The 20,189-nt window shown below is 71.8% G+C and carries 19 protein-coding genes; 13 read left to right on the top strand and 6 right to left on the bottom strand.

Annotated features, from left to right (window positions below; all coding sequences use genetic code 11):
- Positions 1-67: 67 nt before the first annotated feature.
- The 3 genes from AC5L35_RS18200 (at position 68) to paaK (ending at position 5,661) form a co-directional block, all read left to right on the top strand.
- Positions 68-2,098, top strand: a complete 2,031-nt coding sequence (locus AC5L35_RS18200) for a S9 family peptidase (RefSeq protein WP_495060835.1) — start codon at positions 68-70, stop codon at positions 2,096-2,098.
- 183 nt (positions 2,099-2,281) lie between these two features.
- Positions 2,282-4,324 carry a phenylacetic acid degradation bifunctional protein PaaZ gene (paaZ, locus tag AC5L35_RS18195; protein WP_495060834.1) on the top strand — a complete coding sequence of 681 codons (2,043 nt, stop codon included), beginning with the start codon at positions 2,282-2,284 and terminating at the stop codon, positions 4,322-4,324.
- Positions 4,324-5,661, top strand: coding sequence for a phenylacetate--CoA ligase PaaK (gene paaK, locus AC5L35_RS18190; protein WP_495060993.1), 1,338 nt, complete (start codon positions 4,324-4,326; stop codon positions 5,659-5,661). Before paaZ ends, paaK begins: the two co-directional genes overlap by 1 nt.
- Before the next feature lie 3 nt (positions 5,662-5,664).
- On the opposite strand, the gene AC5L35_RS18185 is transcribed toward paaK, so the two are convergent.
- Positions 5,665-6,024 carry a tetratricopeptide repeat protein gene (locus tag AC5L35_RS18185; protein ID WP_495060833.1) on the bottom strand — a complete coding sequence of 120 codons (360 nt, stop codon included), beginning with the start codon at positions 6,022-6,024 and terminating at the stop codon, positions 5,665-5,667.
- Positions 6,025-6,077: 53 nt separating this feature from the next.
- Positions 6,078-6,542, bottom strand: coding sequence for a MarR family winged helix-turn-helix transcriptional regulator (locus AC5L35_RS18180; protein WP_495060832.1), 465 nt, complete (start codon positions 6,540-6,542; stop codon positions 6,078-6,080).
- A gap of 77 nt (positions 6,543-6,619) precedes the next feature.
- On the opposite strand from AC5L35_RS18180, the gene AC5L35_RS18175 reads away from it, so the two are divergent.
- Entirely contained in the window at positions 6,620-7,591 is a 972-nt protein-coding gene (locus tag AC5L35_RS18175; RefSeq protein ID WP_495060831.1) for a pirin family protein, read from the top strand.
- A 78-nt stretch (positions 7,592-7,669) separates the two neighbouring features.
- On the opposite strand, the gene AC5L35_RS18170 is transcribed toward AC5L35_RS18175, so the two are convergent.
- The gene (locus AC5L35_RS18170) at positions 7,670-8,230 is read right to left on the bottom strand and encodes an NADPH-dependent FMN reductase (protein WP_495060830.1); all 561 of its coding nucleotides are present in this window, start codon (positions 8,228-8,230) and stop codon (positions 7,670-7,672) included.
- Between the two features lie 211 nt (positions 8,231-8,441).
- Here AC5L35_RS18170 and AC5L35_RS18165 point away from each other — a divergent pair, with 211 nt between their 5' ends.
- Positions 8,442-8,729: a hypothetical protein gene (locus AC5L35_RS18165; RefSeq protein ID WP_495060829.1), complete on the top strand. Its 288-nt coding sequence runs from the start codon at positions 8,442-8,444 to the stop codon at positions 8,727-8,729.
- Between the two features lie 8 nt (positions 8,730-8,737).
- On the opposite strand, the gene AC5L35_RS18160 is transcribed toward AC5L35_RS18165, so the two are convergent.
- Together AC5L35_RS18160 and AC5L35_RS18155 are read right to left on the bottom strand one after the other, a co-directional pair.
- Positions 8,738-9,262, bottom strand: a complete 525-nt coding sequence (locus AC5L35_RS18160) for a mycothiol transferase (protein WP_495060828.1) — start codon at positions 9,260-9,262, stop codon at positions 8,738-8,740.
- A 79-nt stretch (positions 9,263-9,341) separates the two neighbouring features.
- A complete protein-coding gene (locus AC5L35_RS18155; protein ID WP_495060827.1) occupies positions 9,342-10,574 on the bottom strand; it encodes a phosphodiester glycosidase family protein in 1,233 nt (410 codons plus the stop codon).
- Between the two features lie 219 nt (positions 10,575-10,793).
- Here AC5L35_RS18155 and AC5L35_RS18150 point away from each other — a divergent pair, with 219 nt between their 5' ends.
- Positions 10,794-11,132 (top strand): hypothetical protein, encoded by a 339-nt coding sequence (locus AC5L35_RS18150; RefSeq protein ID WP_433274882.1) that lies wholly within the window; start codon positions 10,794-10,796, stop codon positions 11,130-11,132.
- A 63-nt stretch (positions 11,133-11,195) separates the two neighbouring features.
- Positions 11,196-13,313 (top strand): glycogen debranching protein GlgX, encoded by a 2,118-nt coding sequence (gene glgX / locus AC5L35_RS18145; RefSeq protein ID WP_495060826.1) that lies wholly within the window; start codon positions 11,196-11,198, stop codon positions 13,311-13,313.
- 10 nt (positions 13,314-13,323) lie between these two features.
- Here glgX and AC5L35_RS18140 read toward each other — a convergent pair whose 3' ends face one another.
- On the bottom strand, positions 13,324-14,325 hold the full coding sequence (locus AC5L35_RS18140) for an SDR family oxidoreductase (protein WP_495060825.1): 1,002 nt from the start codon (positions 14,323-14,325) through the stop codon (positions 13,324-13,326).
- Positions 14,326-14,429: 104 nt separating this feature from the next.
- On the opposite strand from AC5L35_RS18140, the gene AC5L35_RS18135 reads away from it, so the two are divergent.
- From AC5L35_RS18135 to AC5L35_RS18110, 6 genes are all read left to right on the top strand, one after another.
- Positions 14,430-16,496, top strand: coding sequence for an ATP-dependent Clp protease ATP-binding subunit (locus AC5L35_RS18135; protein WP_495060824.1), 2,067 nt, complete (start codon positions 14,430-14,432; stop codon positions 16,494-16,496).
- Between the two features lie 117 nt (positions 16,497-16,613).
- Positions 16,614-16,784 carry a hypothetical protein gene (locus AC5L35_RS18130; RefSeq protein ID WP_495060823.1) on the top strand — a complete coding sequence of 57 codons (171 nt, stop codon included), beginning with the start codon at positions 16,614-16,616 and terminating at the stop codon, positions 16,782-16,784.
- 574 nt (positions 16,785-17,358) lie between these two features.
- Positions 17,359-18,108 carry an acetate uptake transporter gene (locus AC5L35_RS18125; protein WP_495060822.1) on the top strand — a complete coding sequence of 250 codons (750 nt, stop codon included), beginning with the start codon at positions 17,359-17,361 and terminating at the stop codon, positions 18,106-18,108.
- Between the two features lie 138 nt (positions 18,109-18,246).
- Positions 18,247-18,420, top strand: coding sequence for a hypothetical protein (locus tag AC5L35_RS18120; RefSeq protein WP_495060821.1), 174 nt, complete (start codon positions 18,247-18,249; stop codon positions 18,418-18,420).
- A 29-nt stretch (positions 18,421-18,449) separates the two neighbouring features.
- Positions 18,450-19,472: a zinc-dependent alcohol dehydrogenase family protein gene (locus tag AC5L35_RS18115; RefSeq protein WP_495060820.1), complete on the top strand. Its 1,023-nt coding sequence runs from the start codon at positions 18,450-18,452 to the stop codon at positions 19,470-19,472.
- Positions 19,473-19,825: 353 nt separating this feature from the next.
- Positions 19,826-20,149 (top strand): amino acid permease, encoded by a 324-nt coding sequence (locus tag AC5L35_RS18110; protein ID WP_495060992.1) that lies wholly within the window; start codon positions 19,826-19,828, stop codon positions 20,147-20,149.
- Positions 20,150-20,189 lie beyond the last annotated feature (40 nt).

Raw genomic sequence — 20,189 nt, 5'->3', positions numbered from 1 at the left:
ATGCGACGATTTCGTCGACACTTTCCTGCGACCACTCGACGTCTCCGCGTCGGCAGAAACGGTGGCTGTGACTATTCGCCTGAATTCTCCGGAAACTACTGTCGCGCCCTTCGGCGAATGGGACTCGCCGATCACCGCCGCGGTGGCCACCGCGGGGATGAGTGCCGGGCGGATCGGTGCTCCCGCCTACGTCGGGACGGTCGGCGAGGAGGTGTGGTGGGTCGAGCCCCGCCCCGATGAGGACGGACGCATGGTCCTCGTGCGGAGCCGCCAGGACGGTCCCGCACCGTCGCTGCTGCCCGCGCCGTGGGACGTGCGCAGCCGGGTGATCGAGTACGGGGGGCTGCCGTGGGCGGCCGCCGCCGGTGACCGGGGCGTGCTCGCGGTGTTCGTGAACCTCACCGACCAGCGGCTGTACGCTTACGAGCCCGACGCCGGCGGCGCCGAGCCACGGCCGCTGACCCCGCTCTCCCCGGTCGGGGGCGGGCTGCGCTGGGCCGAGCCCGAGATCGACCTGGCTCTCGGCGAGGTCCGCTGCGTACTGGAGGAGTTCACCGGCGACGGCCCCCTGGACGTACGCCGGGCGCTCGCCGCCGTCCCGCTGGACGGAGCGGCTGCCGAGGACCGGTCCGCCGTCCGCGAGCTGTGCGACGACAGCCGCCGGTTCGTCGCCGGCCCCCGGTACTCCCCGGACGGCTCCCGCGCGGTGTGGTTGGCCTGGGACCACCCGTACATGCCGTGGGACGCGGCCGAGCTCGTGATCGCCGACGTCGCCGAGGACGGCCGCCTGCAGCGGGAGCGCACGCTGATCGGCGGTCCGGGTGATCCGGTCGCCCAGGCCGAGTGGCTGCCGGGCGGTGACCTGCTGGTCGCCTGCGAGCGCACCGGATGGTGGAACCTCTACCGCGTCGACCCGGGCACGGGTGATGCGGTGGCGCTGCACCCGGCCGAGGAGGAGTTCGCCGGGCCCCTACGACTCGGCGTGCGCTGGTTCGTCCCACTTCCGGATGGGCGGGTCGCCGTGTTGCACGGGGTCGGCCCGCAGCGACCTGCCGTGCTCGACCCGGCCACCGGTGAGCTCACCGAGGTCCCCGGGGAGCGGTCCGAGTGGCTGCCGTTCCTGGCCGCATCGGGCACCCGGGTGGTCGGCGTCGCCGCGAGCCCGTCGCAGGCCTATGCCGTCGTCGAGTTCGACGCGACCACCGGACGGAGCAGGGCCCTCAGCGAGCAGCGCGACGGCGTGGACCCCGAGGTCCTCCCCGAACCGGTGGAGCGCGTCTTCACCGCGGACGGGCAGCAGATTTACGCGCAGGTGTATCCGCCGCGCAACCCCGCCTTCCGCGCGCCGGAGGGCGAGCTGCCGCCCTACGTGGTGTGGGTGCACGGCGGCCCCACCGCCCGGGCCCCGCTCGCGCTCAACCTGGAGATCGCCTACTTCACCTCGCGCGGCATCGGGGTGGTCGAGGTCAACCACGGCGGCTCCACCGGGTACGGGCGCGCCTACCGGGAGCGGTTGCGTGAGCAGTGGGGCGTGGTGGACGTCGAGGACTGCGCGGCGGTCGCACGGGCGCTCGCCGACGAGGGATCGGCCGCCCCCGGGCAGCTGGCGATCCGTGGCGGCAGCGCCGGCGGCTTCACCGCAGCGGCCTCGCTGATGTCGACCGGCGTCTACGCCTGCGCCACGATCCAGTGCCCGCTCCTGGACCTGCACGACTTCGCAAAGGGTGAGACCCACGACTTCGAGTCCCGCTACCTGGAAGCCCTGATCGGCCCACTGGCGGAGGTGCCCGACCGCTACCGGGACCGCTCCCCCGCCTCCCACCCGGACCGCATCACCGTGCCCTTCCTGATCCTGCAGGGCACGGCCGACGTGATCTGCCCGCCCGCCCAGTGCGAGCGGTTCCTGGACCGGATGGCCGGCCGGGCCGTCCCCCACGCCTACCTCACCTTCGAGGGCGAAGGCCACGGCTTCCGGCGCCAGGACACCATGATCACCTGCCTGGAGGCCGAACTGTCGCTGTACGGACAGGTCTGGAACTTCACCCCACCCGCCATCCCCACCCTCCCCCTGGCCGCCGACCCAGCCCCCACCCCGTAACACGGAGCGGGCGCGGGCGCGGCGCGTTCCGGAGCCGTACTGCTGTTGTGGGGCCGTCCGAACAGCAGTACGGCTCCGTAGTGCGAAGCGGGGGAGGGTGCGGATGTTGGACCTGGTCCATGGTTCGTGCCCCGTGCTAGCGTCCCGAACGAACGGTCGGTAGAGCGTTTCGGGAGGCTTGCTATGGCGCCGGTGCTGGGCAGCTACGTCCGTGGCGGATGGCATGTCCCGTCCGATGAGGGACGCCCGCTGTTCGACGCCGTCACCGGCGAGGAGGTCGCCCGCGTCTCCTCGTCCGGAATCGACATGGCCGCGGTGCTCGACCACGGCAGGCGGGTGGGCGGGCCCGCCCTTCGGGAGCCGACCTTCCACCAGCGCGCGGGGTTGCTGAAGGCCCTCGCCGGGCACCTGCGCGAGCACCGCGAGGAGCTCTACGCGGTGTCCGCCCGCACCGGCGGCACGCCGTTCGACGCGAAGTTCGACATCGACGGCGGCATCGGCGTGCTGCAGGCCTACGCGAGCAAGGGCCGTCGCGAACTGCCGAACGACACGATCTACGTCGAGGGCGACGTCGAGCCGCTCTCGCGCGGCGGCACGTTCGCCGGCCAGCACATCGCCACCTCGCTGCGTGGCGTCGCGGTGCAGGTCAACGCGTTCAACTTCCCGGTGTGGGGGCCGTTGGAGAAGTTCGCCCCCGCGTTCCTCGCGGGCGTGCCGTCGGTGGTGAAGCCGGCGAGCCCCACGGCGTTCCTCACGGCGAAGCTCGTGGAGCTGGTGGTCGGGTCGGGGCTGCTGCCCGAGGGCACGCTGCAGTTCGTCGCCGGCTCGGTCGGCGACATGTTCGACCACCTCACCGAGCAGGATCTCGTCTCATTCACCGGGTCGGCGTCCACCGCGGCCAAGCTGCGCACCCACCCGGGCATCGTCGGGCGCAGCGTGCGGTTCTCCGCCGAGGCCGACTCGCTGAACCTCTCCGTGCTGGGCCCGGACGCCGGCCCGGGCACGCCCGAGTTCGATCTGTACGTGAAGCAACTGGTGCAGGAGATGACGGTCAAGGCCGGGCAGAAGTGCACGGCCATCCGCCGCGCGTTCGTGCCGGCGGAGCACGTGGACGCCGTGGTCGAGGCGGTGTCGGCCCGGCTGGCGTCCATCGTGGTCGGCAACCCCGCAGCGGAGGCCGTCCGCATGGGAGCCCTGGCGAGCCTCGAACAGCGCGAGGAGGTGCGCCGCAGCGTCAAGGCCCTCGCCGACTCCGGGCGCATCGTGTTCGGCGACCCGGAGAAGGTCGACGTCGTCGACGCCGACGCCGAGCGCGGCGCGTTCATCTCCCCGATCCTGCTCACGGGCGACCCGGACCGCGCCGAACCGCACGAGGTGGAGGCGTTCGGCCCGGTCTCGACCGTGCTCCCCTACTCCTCCACCGAGCAGCTGATCGACTACGCCGCTCGCGGGCAGGGCAGCCTCGTGGGCTCGGTCGTCACCGGCGACACCGGCTTCGCCCGGGACGTCGTGCTCGGCGTCGCACCGTGGCACGGCCGGCTGCTCGTGCTCACCCAGGCCGACGCGAAGGAGTCGACGGGCCACGGCTCGCCGATGCCGCAGCTCGTGCACGGCGGCCCCGGCCGGGCCGGGGGCGGGGAGGAGATGGGCGGCATCCGCGGGGTGCTGCACCACATGCAGCGCACCGCCGTGCAGGCCGACCCCGACACGCTGACCGCCATCACCGGCCGGTGGGTGGCGGGTTCGCGGCGCACCGAGACCGACGTGCACCCCTTCCGCAAGCACCTCGAGGAGCTGCGGATCGGCGACGCGATCGTCGCGGGCCCACGCACCGTCACGCAGGACGACGTGGAGCACTTCGCGGAGTTCACGGGCGACACCTTCTACGCGCACATGGACGCGGAGGCCGCCGCAGCCAACCCGCTCTTCGGCGAACGGGTGGCCCACGGCTACCTGGTGGTCTCGCTCGCCGCCGGCCTCTTCGTCGATCCCGACCCTGGCCCGGTGCTCGCCAACTTCGGGGTCGACCGCCTGCGCTTCCTCACCCCGGTGCGGTTCAGCGACGCCCTGACGGTGACGCTGACCTGCAAGCAGGTGACCCCACGCGACTCGGCGGACTACGGAGAGGTGCGCTGGGACGCGGACGTGACGCGGCAGGACGGCGAGTCCGTGGCCCGCTACGACGTGCTCACGCTCGTGGCGAAGAAGAACAAGAAGACCGCGTGATGACCGCATCCGCCACCCGCAGGTTCGGCGCCGCGCCGCCTGCCGAGCTGCTCGACCCCGCGGAGCGCATGTCGGTCGACGAGCTGCGTGCCCTGCAGCTCGAGCGTCTGCAGTGGACATTGCGGCACGCCTACGAGAACGTCCCGCACTACCGGGCGAGCTTCGACGCGGCGGGCGTGCGTCCCGAGGACTGCCGCGAGCTCTCGGACCTCGCGAAGTTCCCGACGACGTCGAAGGCCGATCTGCGCGAGAACTATCCGTTCGGGATGTTCGCGGTGCCCCAGGATCAGGTCCGGCGGATCCACGCCTCGTCCGGCACCACGGGCAGGCCCACGGTCGTCGGCTACACCGAGCGCGACATCGACACGTGGGCCACCGTGATGGCTCGCTCGATCCGCGCGGCGGGCGGCCGCCCGGGGCACAAGGTGCACAACGCCTACGGGTACGGGCTGTTCACCGGCGGTCTGGGCGCGCACTACGGCATCGAGAAGCTCGGGGCCACGGCCATCCCGGTGTCGGGCGGCATGACCCCTCGTCAGGTCCAGCTCATCCAGGACTTCCGGCCCGACATCATCATGCTCACGCCCAGCTACATGCTCACGATCGTCGACGAGTTCGAGAAGCAGGGGATCGATCCGCGGTCCTCGTCGCTGCAGGTCGGGATCTTCGGGGCGGAGCCGTGGACCGAGCAGATGCGCGCCGAGATCGAGGAGCGCATGGACATCCACGCGGTCGACATCTACGGCCTGTCCGAGGTGATGGGCCCCGGCGTGTCGCAGGAGTGCGTGGAGACGAAGGACGGGCTGCACATCTGGGAGGACCACTTCTACCCTGAGGTGGTCGACCCGTTCGAGCCGAGCGAGGGCGTGCCGCTGCCCGACGGCGAGGAGGGCGAGTTGCTGTTCACCTCGCTCACCAAGGAGGCGCTGCCGATCATCCGGTACCGCACCCGTGACCTCACCCGACTCCTGCCCGGTACGGCACGGCCGGGGATGCGCCGGATGCAGAAGATCACCGGGCGCAGCGACGACATGATCATCCTGCGCGGGGTGAACCTCTTCCCGACCCAGGTCGAGGAGATCGTGCTCCGCACCGCGGGCCTGTCACCGCACTTCCAGCTCGTGCTGAGCACCGAGGGCCGGATGGACGCTCTCACCGTGCGCGTCGAGGCCCGCCCCGACACCCCGGCGGAGCGGAGGCTCGACGCGGCGCGCGAGCTCATGACCTCAGTCAAGGAGACCGTCGGCGTCACGGTCGGCTGCGACGTGGTCGATCCCGAGACGCTGGAGCGCTCGGTCGGCAAGCTCCAGCGTCTCAAGGACCACCGCAACAGGTGACGCTCAGGCGGTGAGCGCCCGCTCGTGAGCATCGCGGTGCTCACAGAACTCCGGCCGGTCGTCCATGGCCGCTGCGATACGGAAGTGGACGCCCGCCTCCTGGTGCCGGCTGCGCCGCTCCAACGTGCGTCCCAGCGCGAACCGGGCGTACGCGTCGGTCGGCGCCAGCGCCACGGCGCTCTCCAGCGCCTCCTGGGCCTTACCGAGCTGTGCCGAGTGGTAGTACGCGCGTCCCAGCAGCAGCTGCCCTGCGGCCTGCCCGCGCAGTTCCTCCGCCAGCGGCTCCAGCAGGTCCAGCGCCTCCAGGGGCTTTCCGGCATCCAGGTACGCCCCGGCCAGCCGGTACCTCTCGTTCTCCTGCATCGAAACCACCTCCGAGGAGAGGAACTGCATACCCCTGACCAGTATTCCGGCGATCAGTCGTCAGGGGCCGGGAGCCCGGCGAGCACGCGTTCGAAGGCGGCAGTGAGCACGGTCAGCTCGTCGTCGGTGAGGACGTCGAAGAAGAGGCTCCGCACGGACTCGACGTGCGACGGAGCGGCCGCGACGATCGCCGCCCGGCCCTCTGCGGTGAGTCGCACCATCGATCCCCTGGCGTCCTCGAAGCACTCCTCGCGCACGACGAGGCCGCGCTTCTCCATGCGTCCGACCTGGTGGGAGATCCGGCTGCGCTCCCAGCCCACCAGCTTCCCGAGATCGCGCGCCCGCAACAGGCCGCCCGGGGCCTCCGACAGCGGCACCAGCAGTTCGAACTCGGGGCCGGACAGCCCGCTGTCACGGACGAGCCTGCGCCACAGTGCCCCGTCCAGCCGCACCCGGAGGCCGCGATAGCTCAGCCAGAGACGCGCCTCCCGCTCGTCGAGCCATCGCGCTTCGGTCACGCGCACAGTCTACCGGGATGTTGACGCATCATTAAAACCTCGTATCGTGGACGTATCAACAAAAAGGAGTTGATCCCATGCCGGCCATCACCGTCGACAACCTGCTCGTCCTCCCCCGCATCCCACGTGCCGACCCGGGCACGTCCGTCGCACGCCCGGTCGGGCGGGTCGTCACCTCGCACCGCCAGCTCGAAGGCGCCGGGATAGAGATCAGCCGCCCCTTCCCGGGCGGCCTCACGATGGCCGAGGCGGACCCGTTCCTGCTGCTCGACCACGTCGGTCCGACGGTGAACGCGCCCGAGGAGACGACCGGCGCACCGTGGCACCCCCACCGGGGCTTCGAGACGGTCACCTACCTCCTCGACGGCGAGATCTCCCACCACGACACCAACGGTGGCGGCGGAGTGATCGGCGAGGGCGAAGCGCAGTGGATGACGGCGGGCAGCGGCATCCTGCACGACGAGCTGCCCACCGAGCGGATGTACCGCGCGGGCGGCCCGATGCACGGAGTGCAGCTGTGGGTCAACCTGCCCGCATCGCTCAAGATGACCAACCCGCGCTACCAGTCGATCACGCGCGACACCCTGCGTCTGCTCACATCCGACGACGGGGGCGCGCTGATCCGGCTGATCGCGGGTGACATCGCCGGCTTCACCGGGCCCGGCTCCACGCACACCCCCATCACCTACGCCCACGCGACGCTGGCCCCCGGCGCGAAGATCGCCGTTCCGTGGCAGCCCGAGTTCAGCGCGTTCGCCTACGTGCTGACCGGCCGAGGAACCGCCGGCGCGGAGGGCCGGCCGGTGGAAGCCGGCCAGCTCGCCGTCTTCGGACCGGGAGGCCACCTCGTGCTGGGGGCCGGCGACGGGCGCAGCGAGCCGTTCGACGTGCTCCTACTGGGTGGCCTGCCGATCTGCGAGCCGGTGGCGCACCACGGCCCGTTCGTGATGAACACACGGCGGGAGATCGTCCAGGCGCTCGAGGACTTCCGGGCCGGCAGGCTGGGCATGATCCCTGTCCACCAGCTCGCACCACGCAAGTACTCGTGAACGCGAACGTCCCGCACCCGAACGGGTGCGGGACGTTCGCCCTTCGACCCGCAACCGAAGGGAGCTGTTCGCCGTCGGTCAGGCTGCCCGAAGTGGGGCGAGCGCGACACTCCAGGCGACCACCTGGTCGAGCATGGCGGTGACCTGCTCGGCCTGGTGGGCGCCGGGGGTGAACTCGCTGAAGTTCGTGAAGTCGGTGAACAGCGACAGGGCAACCTGGGCGCGCACGTCGGCCACCTGCAACTCCCCCATCACCAGGCGCAGGTGCTCCACGGCGCGGGCACCACCGACCGCGCCGTAGCTCACGAAGCCTGCCGCCTTGTTGTTCCACTCGGCGGAGAGAAAGTCGATCGCGTTCTTGAGCGCGCCGGACGTGGAGTGGTTGTACTCGGGCGTGACGAACACGAAGCCGTCGAAGGAGCGGATCTTGTCCGCCCAGACCTTCGTGTGCGGCTGGCTGTACTGGCCCATCGACGGCGGGATCGCCTCGTCGAGGTGGGGGAGCTTGTAGTCGAGGAGGTCGACGAGCTCGTACTCGGCATCGCTGCGCTGCTTGGCGATGTCCAGGACCCAACGGGCGACGGCCTCGCCGTTACGGCCGGGGCGCGTGCTGCCGAGGATGATCGCGATCTTGGTCATGACGGTTACTGCTCCTGTGCTGGACTCAGCCCCGATCGGGACTCTGCTGACGCATCAACAAACTATGGCTCGTGATGATGTCGTGTCAACAACTTGCGTCCGTCCTCACCGCTCGGACGACCTCGCGGACCACATCTCGTGACGCTCCGCAGGCCGCTCCCGCTTGCCGCCATCCGATCGCCGAGGAATGGGCCCGACAGAGTGGTTGCCGTTGGGCGAGCCGGCCGACGGGGTACCCGGGAAGATGTGGATAGCCGCCATCGTCGTCCCACTCGTGTTGCTGGCCGCGCCGCTCTGGCTCGCACACCTGGAGGATCGCGTGATCAGCGGCGTCCGCCCGTCCGGTACGCCTGACCCCGCCCTGTCCGGCGGGCTCCAGGCGGCACCGGAACCGACCGAACCCGACGCGGCTGCCCAGGAGTTCACCCCGGAGCCGGTCCACATCAGCGGGGCGAGCCCGTTCGCCGCTGCCGGACACCCGGACCACCGGGCCGCGTGACGTAGGGGTCAGAGCCCGCCCGGTGCGCGGCGCTCCACCACACCGCGGACGAACGCGGCCTGCCCGGCATGCTGCAGGTCGTCGCTCACGACGCTGACCAGCCGCACCGCGAGCGTCACCGGCGGATCCCAGTTCTCGTCGACCACCCGCGCGAGCTCTGCCTCCTCGAGCCTCTCCAGGAAGCGGAGGGTCTGCGCGTGGACGGCGTCGTGGTAGCCGAGAAGCAGATCCGCGGAGTCGACCCGCACGCTGTCGACGTCCGCCGAGCGGTGGCCGTACCCGATCTCCGTCGCGGAGAAGGGGAACCCGAACCGCTCCGCCCAGCCCTGCGCCGTGTAGACCTGCTCGGCGCCCGCCACGTCGGCGATGTGGTCGTCCTGCACGCGAGTCAGATGCCACACGAGCCAGCCGATCGAGTTGGCGCTGCCGTCGATGCGGTACGCCAACTGTTCGGTGGTCAGCCCTGTGGCCGCGCCGTGGACCTCCTCACGGATCCTGCTGAAGGCATCGGTCAACAGCTGGGCACTCGTCACAGGTCTCTCCTCGGGACGTGGTCGTGGGGCTCCCACGCTGCCCGCCCGGCCGGTCGCGTGCACGGCGGAGGGAGGAGGGTCAGCCGGCGAAGACGCCGATCCCGTTGGGCACGAGGCGCGCGGACGGGTCGGACGGGTCGTTGACGACGGCGACCTCCGATGCGCCCGGAGCGCGGTGCACCAGAGTGGACGACCCCCCACCGTCGAGGTTGACGGCGTCGTCGAGGCCCATCTCCCGAAGGAGCGAGGCCAGCTCGGCGAGCGTCGCCCCGACGCTGTCGGACTGCCGCCCGTCGAGCGTGACCAGGACGATGTCACGGCCGTCCCGGCTCATCCCCACGGCGCTGCGCGGGGCGCGGGCGCGATCGTCGAGCCCGGCCACGAGCGCCGAGTCGACGAGGATGGGTGTGCCCCCGATGGCGAACTGAGGCTGCACCCCGCTGGCGGGCACCAGTGAGTACGCGACCTTCACGGGATCGCCGACCCGGAGTGAGCGCACGGCGGCGGCGCCCTCGTCGCGACCGGTCAGCACGACGTCGCCGTCCGGTATCCGGCCGCCGACCGGCGGGCCGGCGAGCGCCACCGCACCGTCGTGGACCAGCACCTCCGCCTGGTCCGCCGCGCATGGCGCGTCGCGATCGACGTCCGACCCGCAGAGCGTCCTCGCGCGGTCGACCAGACCCCAGTCCGGGGTGAAGACCCCCACCCCGCCAACGGGGACCGCGTACTGGTTGAGCGCCCGCACCGGGAACGTCCCGCGCGGCCCGGTCACCTGGCCCTCCAGGCGCAGCCGGTCGATCCGGCCGACCCGGTCGACGCCGACGGCGAAGACGTAGTCGATCTCCGCGCCGGGCACGGCCGGCCCCATCCGCCTGCCGTGGGGCACCGCGGCCTTGAGCGGCTGACCCCTGGTCACGGCCGGTCCCGCGGGCGCGTTGGTGCGGCCGATGTCGAAGAAGTCGCCGTTGATGCCCGCGACGGCACCGCTGCGGTTCGCCATCGCGGCGACCGGGGCACGCGCGGCCACCGCGCCGGGCGTGAGCAGGTCGGTCCGGACCTCGGGCTGGGTCAGGTCGACATCGACGACGTCACCCATGACCCGGCCGCCCGCCGCGGTGGTGACGAAGTCCCGGTGCGTCACCCCGAGAGCGACGGGCGACATCGGCCCGATTTCGCCGAGGACCCGGTCGGGACCGCCCTCGGGCGTCGGGCTGGGCGGCGTCGGCACCTCTGTTGCGGGTGCGAACGTCAGCACGGCCGTTGCGAGGAGAGCGAGCACCTCGCGCGTGCGTCCGATCCGTGGTGCCCGCATCGGCCCTCCCGTGGCGTGATCACGATCGCGGAGGAGATCTGATCACGCGGCGTGCAGGGTGGACAGCACGTCGGCCGCAGCTTCACCCGGCGGAGACCGAGGCACCGCCCGGCCCGGTGACGCCTCTGGACACGGTGAGGGTCGGGTGGAGCGGGTTGCGATGGGCGTGTCGCACGGCGCCGGCTTGCCCGTACCGGCTGCGCGGGCCACCCTGGGGGCGTGACCGAGCAGGCGATCGAACTCGATCTCGACGAGACCGGCGTGGCAACCGACCTTCCGCAACCCGTGCATTCACGGGACGGCGTCCAACAGGTTCCCTACCGGCCCGTGCAGTTCCGCGATGACGACCTTCCCACCGCGCTGGAACGGTCAGCAGCCTGGCTGCGCCGTGCCCAGGACTGGCTGGGCGAGCCCCTCGATGTCATCGCCGTGCACCTGGACTACGACGACAGTGACGCCGGGCCGTACTACGACGTGAAGCTCCTCTGCAACGAGGAGGACCTCGCGGGCGCGCCCATCGCCGTCCGTGCTCAACAGGCGCAGGCCCCCGCGAGCTGACTCCACTGACGATCACCGGACTGGACGGCAGCGCTGCCGTCCGGTCCGGGGCAGGATGTCGGGGTGGAGGTCTGGCCGGGGGACGCATATCCCCTGGGAGCCACCTTCAACGGCGCGGGCACCAACTTCGCCCTCTTCTCCGAACTCGCCCACCGGGTTGAGCTGTGCCTGTTCGACGACGAGGACGTCGAACACCGGGTGGAGCTGACGGAGGTCGACGGTTCCATCTGGCACTGCTACCTGCCGGGCGCCGGGTCGGGGCAGCGGTACGGCTTCCGGGTGCACGGCCCGCACGATCCCGGTGCCGGCCTGCGGTGCGACCCGGCGAAGCTCCTGCTCGACCCCTACGGCAAGGCGTTCGACGGTCCGGTCGACTGGGACGAGTCGCTCTTCGACTACCGGTGGAACGAGCCGTGGCAGCGCAACGACGACGACTCCGCGCCCCACCAGACCAGGGCGGTGGTGATCAGCCCCTTCTTCGACTGGGGCAACGATCGGCCGCCGCGCACGCGCTACAGCGAGTCGGTGATCTACGAGGCGCACGTGCGCGGCCTGACGGTGCTGCACCCCGAGGTACCGCCCGCGCTGCGGGGCACGTACGCGGGCCTGGCCCACCCGGCGGTCGTCGAGCACCTGCAGCGCCTCGGCGTGACCGCCGTCGAACTGATGCCGGTGCACCAGTTCCTCGACGACCACCACCTCGTCCAGGCCGGGCTGGCGAACTACTGGGGCTACAACACGGTCGGCTACTTCGCCCCGCACCACCGCTACGCGGCCAGGGGCGGGCGCGGCAACCAGGTCACCGAGTTCAAGGCGATGGTCCGGACGCTGCACGAGGCCGGCATCGAGGTGATCCTCGACGTCGTCTACAACCACACGGCGGAGGGCAACCACCTCGGTCCGACGCTCGCGTTCCGCGGGATCGACAACCACTCCTACTACCGGCTGGCCGACGACCGGCGCTACTACACCGACTACACCGGCACCGGGAACACCCTCAACGTCCGCCATCCCCACACCCTGCAGATGATCATGGACTCGCTGCGGTACTGGGTGCTGGACATGCACGTCGACGGGTTCCGCTTCGACCTGGCCGCCGCGCTGGCCCGCGGGCTCTACGAGGTCGACCGGCTCGCCGCCTTCTTCGACCTGGTCCAGCAGGACCCGGTCGTGTCGCAGGTCAAGCTGATCGCCGAGCCGTGGGACCTCGGCGAGGGGGGCTACCAGGTCGGCAACTTCCCTCCACTGTGGACGGAGTGGAACGGGCGCTACCGCGACGCGGTGCGCGACTTCTGGCGCGGCAACCCCGGCACCGTCGGGGAGTTCGCCTCCCGGCTCACCGGGTCGTCGGACATGTACGAGTCCAGCGGTCGGCGGCCGTACGCCTCGATCAACTTCGTCACCGCGCACGACGGCTTCACGCTGCACGACCTGGTCTCCTACAACGGTAAGCAGAACGCCGCCAACGGCGAGGACAACCGCGACGGCACCGACGACAACCGGTCGTGGAACTGCGGCGCCGAGGGCCCCACCGACGACCCGGGGATCCAGGAGCTGCGCGAACGCCAGAAGCGCAACCTGCTCACCACCCTGTTCCTGTCCCAGGGTGTCCCGATGCTGCTGCACGGCGACGAGCTGGGGCGCACGCAGGGCGGCAACAACAACGCGTACTGCCAGGACAACGGGATCTCCTGGGTCGACTGGAAACGGGCGGCCACGTTCGGGTCGCTCACCGACTTCACCGCGCGGCTCGTGCGGCTACGCCGTGAACACCCGGTCTTCCGGCGCCGCCGGTTCTTCCAGGGCAGGCCGGTACGGGGCACGAGCCTCGAGGACCTCGCCTGGCTCACCCCGGCCGGCCTGCCGATGAACGAGGGGCACTGGACAAACGGCGGCACGCACGCGCTGGCCATCTTCTACAACGGCGACGGGATCCCCGAGCCCGACCGCCACGGCCGCAAGCTGCGCGACGACTCGTTCCTGCTGCTGGTGAACGCGACATCGGACGTCGTGGCGTTCACGCTGCCCGGGCCCGCCTACGGAGCCGGGTGGACCGCGGTCCTCGACACGGCCGACCCGCAGCGCGGAGCCCCGGGCCCGGTCGTGCCGCATGCCGCGCGCGCCAGGGCCACGCTCCACGTCACGGCCCATTCGCAGCAGTTGCTGATGCGCACCGCGTGAGCGGTACGGCTCATCCCGCTCTCGACCGGGCGCGCCGGATCGTGGACAGGGCACCGGTGAGGAGGTCACCGGGCCGGGGCACGTGCTTGAGCAGGTCGGTGACCACGCTGTGGCGGAGCACCTTCCCGGAGTAGCTGCCGTGCACCTGGCCCGGCTCGTCGAGCGGCGCGTCGAGGTTGTCCGTCCCGTTGTCCGGGCGGTCGGCCTTCATCTCGTCCACCGCGAAGCGCGGGATCGACATCACGGCGTCCACCAGCGCCGGAGAGAGCCGCTGCCCGGCGACGAAGCCGACGGCCACGCCTCCGACCGCCACCTCACGCCGGGGATGCTCGGCCGCGTGGACGATCGTTTGGGCGACGATCTCCGGCGCGTACACCGGCGGTGGGGGCTTCGGCATCGCCCCCAGCTTGCTGCGGGAGTGCTCGAAGAACGGCGTGTCGATCGCCGCGGGCAGGATGGTGCTGACGGCGATCGGGGCGCCCTCCGCCGCCAGCTCCATCCGCAGCGTGTCGTAGAGCGCGCGTAACGCCCACTTGCTCGCCGTGTACGGGCTCTGCATCGGCACCGACCGCACGCCCTCCAGCGACGAGACCCCGATGATCCCGCCGCCGCCGGCACGACGCAGGGCCGGCAGCGCCGCGTGCACGCCGTGCACGTGGCCGAGGAAGTTGACCCGCATCACCCGGTCGAACTCCCCGGAGCTGATGTCCTCGACGCGGCCGAACACCCCCACGGCCGCCGTGGTGACCCAGGTGTCGATGCGACCGAAGCGATCTTCGGCGGCCACGGCGAGGGCCCGCACGGCCTCCGGCTCGGCGATGTCGGTCGGCACCGCGACGGCCGTGCCCCCCGCGCTCGTGATCTGCTCGACGAGGCTGTCCAGAGCCGGCACCCCGCGGGCCGCGCAGACGACCTTCGCGCCGCGCGCGGCGAACGCGAGCGCACTCGCCCGCCCGATCCCGCTCGAAGCGCCCACGATGACGACCACCTGGTCCGGCACTGGTCTCGGCATGTCGCAGTTCTCCCGTCCGTCGCGGCGACGGACTACCCCGGTCCTCCCGCCGCAACCTCGGGGCGGTCATTTCCGGCGAACGGGGCCGGGACGGAGGACGATGGGTGACGACGACCCCCGTGGAGGTGGACGTGCCGCAGGACCGCCCCGGATCCGGACCCTTCGACGACCTGTTCGAACGCCTGATCGGCAACCTGGAGACCACCCTCGGAAGTGCCATGCCCCGTCCCGACGCCGGGCCGAGGCCGCCGGGTACCCATGCCCGCACTCCGCGGCTCGACCGGTTCGGGCGGGATCTCACCGCAGCGGCCGGGCAGGGGCGGCTCGACCCGGTCATCGGCCGGGACGCGGAGGTCGAGCAGGTCCTCGAGGTGCTGGCCCGCCGCACCAAGAACAACCCGGTACTGGTCGGCGACCCCGGCGTCGGCAAGACGGCGATCGTGGAGGGCATCGCGCAGCGGGTGGCCGACGGCGAAGTGCCCGAGGCGCTGAAGGACGTGCGCGTGGTCTCTCTCGACCTGGCGGGCATGGTGGCCGGCACGCGGTACCGCGGCGACTTCGAGCAGCGGCTCACCGGCGTCATCGACGAGGTCGTGGCGGCCGAGCGGTCGATCGTGCTGTTCGTCGACGAGTTGCACGCCGTGGTGGGTGCTGGAGCGGCCGAGGGCGGCGCGATGGACGCCGGCACCCTGCTCAAACCGGCGCTCGCCCGCGGCGAGCTGCAGCTCATCGGCGCCACGACGCTGCAGGAGTACCGCAAGCACATCGAGAAGGACGCCGCGCTGGAGCGGCGCTTCGAGCCGGTCCGGATCGCCGAGCCCACCGTCGCCACGACGATCGCGATCCTGCGCGGGCTGCGGCAGCGCTACGAGGAGCACCACGACGTCCGGATCGGCGATGCCGCGCTGGTGGCCGCCGCCGAGCTGTCGCACCGCTACGTCACCGACCGGTTCCTGCCCGACAAGGCCATCGACCTCGTCGACCGGGCGAGCGCGCGCGCCCGGATCCAGGCCGGGCGTCCGAACGCCGACCCGCCGGTGGACGAGCGGGTCGAGCAGCTGCGCCGGGCCCGCGACATCGCCGTCGACGCCGAGGAGTTCGAGCGTGCCCACGCGCTCACCCGTGAGATCGACGCCGCGGAGACCGCGTCCGGTGCCACGGCGGGCACCGTCGAGATCACCGCCGACGACGTCGCGGCGGTGCTCGCGCAGAGCACCGGCATCCCGGTCGCCCGGCTCACCACCACCGAACGCGACCGCCTGCTCGACCTCGAGACACTCCTGCACCGCCGCGTGGTCGGGCAGGACGACGCCGTCGAGGCCGTGGCCGACGCGGTGCGCGCGGGCCGGGCCGGGCTGGCGCATCCCGACCGGCCGATCGGGTCGTTCCTGTTCCTCGGCCCCACCGGTGTGGGCAAGACGGAGCTGGCGAGGGCGCTGGCGGAGGCCCTGTTCGGCTCGGCCGACGCGCTGCTGCGTTTCGACATGAGCGAGTACGCCGACCGCGGCAGCGCGATGCGGCTGGTGGGCGCCCCGCCGGGCCACGTCGGGTACGACGACGCGGGCCAGCTCACCGAGGCCGTCCGGCGCACGCGCTACGCGGTGCTGCTCCTCGACGAGATCGAGAAGGCCCACCCGGACGTCACCGCCACCCTGCTCCAGGTGCTCGACGCGGGTCGGCTCACCGACGCGCACGGGCGTGCCGTCGACTTCACGAGCACGGTCGTGATCATGACCAGCAACCTCGGCGCCGACCGGCTCCTCGCCGCGGCGCAGGCGGGGCGGCCCGCCGAAGAGGTGCGCGACCCGGTGCTCGCCGCGATGCGCGCCCACTTCCGTCCGGAGTTCCTCAACCGGATCGACGACATCGTGCTGTTCCACGCCCTCGACCGCGCCGAGCTGCGCCGCATCACCCACCTGCTGCTCGCCGAGACCGGGGAGCGGCTGCACGCGCAGGGCATCACGCTGGACCTCACGGAGAGCGCGGTCGACTGGCTCGCCGAGCGCGGTTACCAGCCCGAGCTCGGTGCCCGGCCGCTCCGGCGCACCATCGCGCGCGAGCTCGACCGCAAGCTCTCCCGCATGATCATCGCGGGCGACCTCGGGCCGGGGCAGCGGATCGTCGTCGACGTGGTGGACGGCGCCCTGGTGCTGCAGCCGCGACAGGACTGACCTGCGCCGGGGCCGCCCGCCGGGCCTGATGGTCGGTGGCCAGGACGTTTCGGCGGCGGGTGGCCCGGGGACCTAGGGCCGAGGGCACGAACCGGACGAGAGCGGGGAGGACGTCGGATGACGTCGGTCAAGAAGCAGCTCAAGAACCTGAAGAAGCGTCAGGATGACCTGGAGCGCGCGCTCCAGGACCTCAAGCCCAAGCGGATCCGCAAGCTCGCCCGCCGACTACGCACGAAGAGCCACGACAACAGGTTCGCCTCCCGGCTCAAACGGCGCATCACCCGCTGACCCCCACACCACCCGGGCACGCGAGTGCCCCATTTCCGCATGCCCCCCGTGCCACCGAGCCGGCCGACAGGCTGCGCGGAGCCACCCCGGCCACGCGACGGCCGTCGAGCTACGGGCCCACGCCCGCGCTGATCGTTCCGAGATGCGCCCGTTCGCCCCCGCCGAGACCGATCCACGAACCTCAGAACGATCACCGGCCCCTGCCCCGGCCCCCGCGCGCGCTGATCGTTCCGAGATCCGGCTGTTCGCCCCCGCCAGGGCGAATCCGAGGATCTCGCGGCGATCACCGACCGGGCCGCCCGACGGACCGTCGCCACCACCCACCGCGACCGGGACATCACCTCCCGCGCTCGGAACCGAAATACGTCCCATTCGCACCGTGGCAGTCGGTCATCTCTGCCGATACGTCACTGTCGTGTGAGGGGATAGACAGCCGTACCGGTCCTCCGACCAGCGGTTTCGGCGTTCACTGGGAGATGGTTCCTTCACGAGCCAGAAGTTCACGGAGTCGCCTCGGGATTCGCACCCGGACGGCCGCCGGGCGGAGCGGCCCGGCGAGACCTGGGAGGCAAGAATGAGCATCGACACCAACAGCCGTTCGACCACCGCCGTTGAAGCACAGGACTACAACTTCTGGCGCGAGCACACCACGATCGCGCTGTCGCCGGTCGCCGCACCGTCCATCCTGGGGCTGTTCGGCTTCGCTGCGGCCACCTTCATGGTCGCCGCCAACCTGGCGGGCTGGTACGGCAACACGTCGACCCCGCTGATCCTCTTCCCGTTCGCGCTGGCCGCGGGCGGTGTCGCGCAACTGCTCGCCGGCATGTGGTCCTACCGGGCGCGTGACGCGGTCGCCACCGCGATGCACGGCATCTGGGGTTCGTTCTGGATCGGCTACGGTCTCTACAACCTGCTCATCGCCCTGGGCGTGCTGCCCGCCGCAGCCACCAACGCCACGGCCGCAAGCGCCTTCGGCTTCTGGTTCGTGGTGCTGGCCGCGATCACCGTGGTGGGCGCGATCGCCGCGAGCCAGGAGAACGCCGCGCTGACCGCGGTGCTGGGTACCTTGGCCATCGGCTCCGCCCTGCTCGCCGTCGCCCTGCTGGGCGCCCTGCCGGTGGTGCAGATCATCGCCGCCTACGTGCTGCTCGTCTCCGCCGTCCTGGCCTGGTACGTCGGCAGCGCGCTGATGCTCGAGGCCACCTTCAAGCGCGCCGTCCTGCCGGTCGGCAAGCGCAACGCGGCCGCGACGGACTCCGACGCCCTCCCGCGCAACCTGATCCAGTACGAGGCAGGCGAGCCGGGCGTCAAGGCCGGGCAGTGACCCGACCGGAACACCCGGCTCACTGAGACTCCGCCACTGCGCGCCCCCGACCGGGTGCGTGGTGGCGGTCCCGTGCAGCGCACCTGCCGATGCTCTCGACCGCCCGGAGCGGCTCTTTCGCGCGTAGCGTCGTCCGGTATGGCCGATCAGAGTCCGAGTGAGCAGGCCCGTGAGGCCGTGCTCAGGGCGATCATCAAGTCCGCTCCGTCAGTGGGCAACAGCCCGGCGGGCATCCGCGACCTCGCCGAGGCGTACGCGCTCCTGGAACGGGACCTGGTCCCCAACGCCGGTGTGGTGCACAACAAGACCTGAGCGCCGCCGGGAGCCGTAGATTCCACGGCATGGTGCGGACGATCCGGTTCCACGAGACCGGCGGCCCCGAGGTGCTGCGCTACGAGGACCTCCCGGTCCGTGCCCCAGGGCCGGGTGAGGTGCGCATCCGGGTCGACGCGATCGGTCTCAACCGCGCGGAGGTCAACTTCCGGCGCGGTACCTACCTCGAACAGCCCGCGCTCCCGGCCGGCCTGGGCACCGAGGCCTCCGGCGAGGTGCTGGAGGTCGGGCCCGGCGTCGAGCGCTGGACGGCCGGCGACGCCGTGAGCGTGGTGCCGGCGTTCTCCCAGAACGACTACCCGGTGTACGCCGAGGAGGCTGTCGTGCCGGCGGCGGCACTCGTCGCCCGCCCCGATGGCATGGACGCGGTCACCGGCGCCGCGATCTGGATGCCCTACGTCACCGTCTACGGGATGGTGCAGGAGATCGTCCGGGTCCGGCCGGGAGACCACGTGCTCGTCACGGCCGCGGCCAACAGCATCGGCATGGCCGCACTGCAGGTCGTGCGCCACCTCGGCGCGATTCCGATGGCCACCACACCGCGCGCAGACCAGCGGTCCGCCCTGCTCGACGCGGGCGCCGCCGTGGTCGTCGTCACCGGCGCCCACGACGACCCCGACGGCGCCGCCGAACTGCCGGCGGCCGTCCGCGCCGCTACCGGCGGGCACGGCGCCGACCTGGTGCTCGACGCGGTCGGCGGACCGCAGGTGGCGCACCTCGTGGCCGCCTGCGCCCCCGGCGCCACGGTGATCGTGCACGGCGGCCTGTCCGGGCAGCCCACGCCGCTGCCCGGCGGCGGGTACGCGCCGGTGTGGCTGCGCCGGTACCGCGTATTCGAGATCACCGCCGACCCGGCAGCGCTGCGCCGTGCCGAACACTTCGTCCGCTCCGGTCTCGCCACGGGTGCGTTCGCGCCCGTCGTCGACCGCATCTTCGACTTCGACGACGTCGCCGCCGCGCACCGCTACATCGACTCGCCCGAGCGCGGGCCAGGCAAACCGGTTATCCGGCTCCAACGCCCCTCTCGCTGAGCACAGCGCCCCGGAATCGGCGACCCTGCGCGCACCGGGCAGCGGGCCCCGGGTCAGGAGGGACGATGTCTCGACCGCTTCCGTCGCGCTGGTCCAGGCCTCTCCCCACCGGATCGACGAGCCGTGGGGCGCGTTCGGCACCGAGGTGTCGGAACTGGTAGCCGACCTTCCGGCGACCCGGCTGGTGGTCTACCCGGAACCATCCCGCAGACCATCCTGCTCGTCGCGCTCATCGGCGGCGTGGTCTTCATCGTCGTCGGCTACGCGGCGCAGCTGGTGCGGCCGGGAGGGGTGTTCGACACTCCCGACGCCGAGTCCTCCGCGGCGTTCACCCTCGCCCGTGACATCGGCGGCTGTTCTCCTCGATCTTCCTCGCCGGTCTGGTGCTCGCCCAGTTCGCCTCCGGCCTCGCCGCGCAGGCCGGGGCGTCCCGCCTGATGTACGCGATGGGCCGGGACTCGGTGCTGCCCCACCGCGTCTTCGGCTACCTGCAGCCCCGGTTCCGCACCCCCGCGCTGTGCATCGCCATCACCGCGCTGGTCGGGCTGATCGCCCTCGCGATCGACGTCGCCACCTCCACGTCGTTCATCAACTTCGGGGTGACCGCGCACACCGGCCGGCCACCGCGCACATGTCCTGACGTGTGTGCGGTGACCACGGGGTGTGCGCGGTGGTGACGCGGCTCACGCGGCGGCCGTGAACCGACCGGAAGATCGC

Source organism: Pseudonocardia sp. OZ21 (assembly GCF_059359135.1).
The sequence above is the reverse complement of the archived record's forward strand: the minus strand, read 5'-3'. Positions and strand labels throughout refer to the sequence as shown.

Bases quoted from the DNA above. Each gene is read 5' to 3' on its own strand.
- AC5L35_RS18120 (WP_495060821.1), top strand. From the start codon at position 18,247: ATGGCCGATCAGAGTCCGAGTGAGCAGGCCCGTGAGGCCGTGCTCAGG.
- AC5L35_RS18125 (WP_495060822.1), top strand. From the start codon at position 17,359: ATGAGCATCGACACCAACAGCCGTTCGACCACCGCCGTTGAAGCACAG.
- paaK (WP_495060993.1), top strand. From the start codon at position 4,324: ATGACCGCATCCGCCACCCGCAGGTTCGGCGCCGCGCCGCCTGCCGAG.
- AC5L35_RS18115 (WP_495060820.1), top strand. From the start codon at position 18,450: ATGGTGCGGACGATCCGGTTCCACGAGACCGGCGGCCCCGAGGTGCTG.
- AC5L35_RS18155 (WP_495060827.1), bottom strand. From the start codon at position 10,574: ATGCGGGCACCACGGATCGGACGCACGCGCGAGGTGCTCGCTCTCCTC.
- AC5L35_RS18170 (WP_495060830.1), bottom strand. From the start codon at position 8,230: ATGACCAAGATCGCGATCATCCTCGGCAGCACGCGCCCCGGCCGTAAC.
- AC5L35_RS18130 (WP_495060823.1), top strand. From the start codon at position 16,614: ATGACGTCGGTCAAGAAGCAGCTCAAGAACCTGAAGAAGCGTCAGGAT.
- paaZ (WP_495060834.1), top strand. From the start codon at position 2,282: ATGGCGCCGGTGCTGGGCAGCTACGTCCGTGGCGGATGGCATGTCCCG.
- AC5L35_RS18175 (WP_495060831.1), top strand. From the start codon at position 6,620: ATGCCGGCCATCACCGTCGACAACCTGCTCGTCCTCCCCCGCATCCCA.
- AC5L35_RS18185 (WP_495060833.1), bottom strand. From the start codon at position 6,024: ATGCAGGAGAACGAGAGGTACCGGCTGGCCGGGGCGTACCTGGATGCC.
- AC5L35_RS18140 (WP_495060825.1), bottom strand. From the start codon at position 14,325: ATGCCGAGACCAGTGCCGGACCAGGTGGTCGTCATCGTGGGCGCTTCG.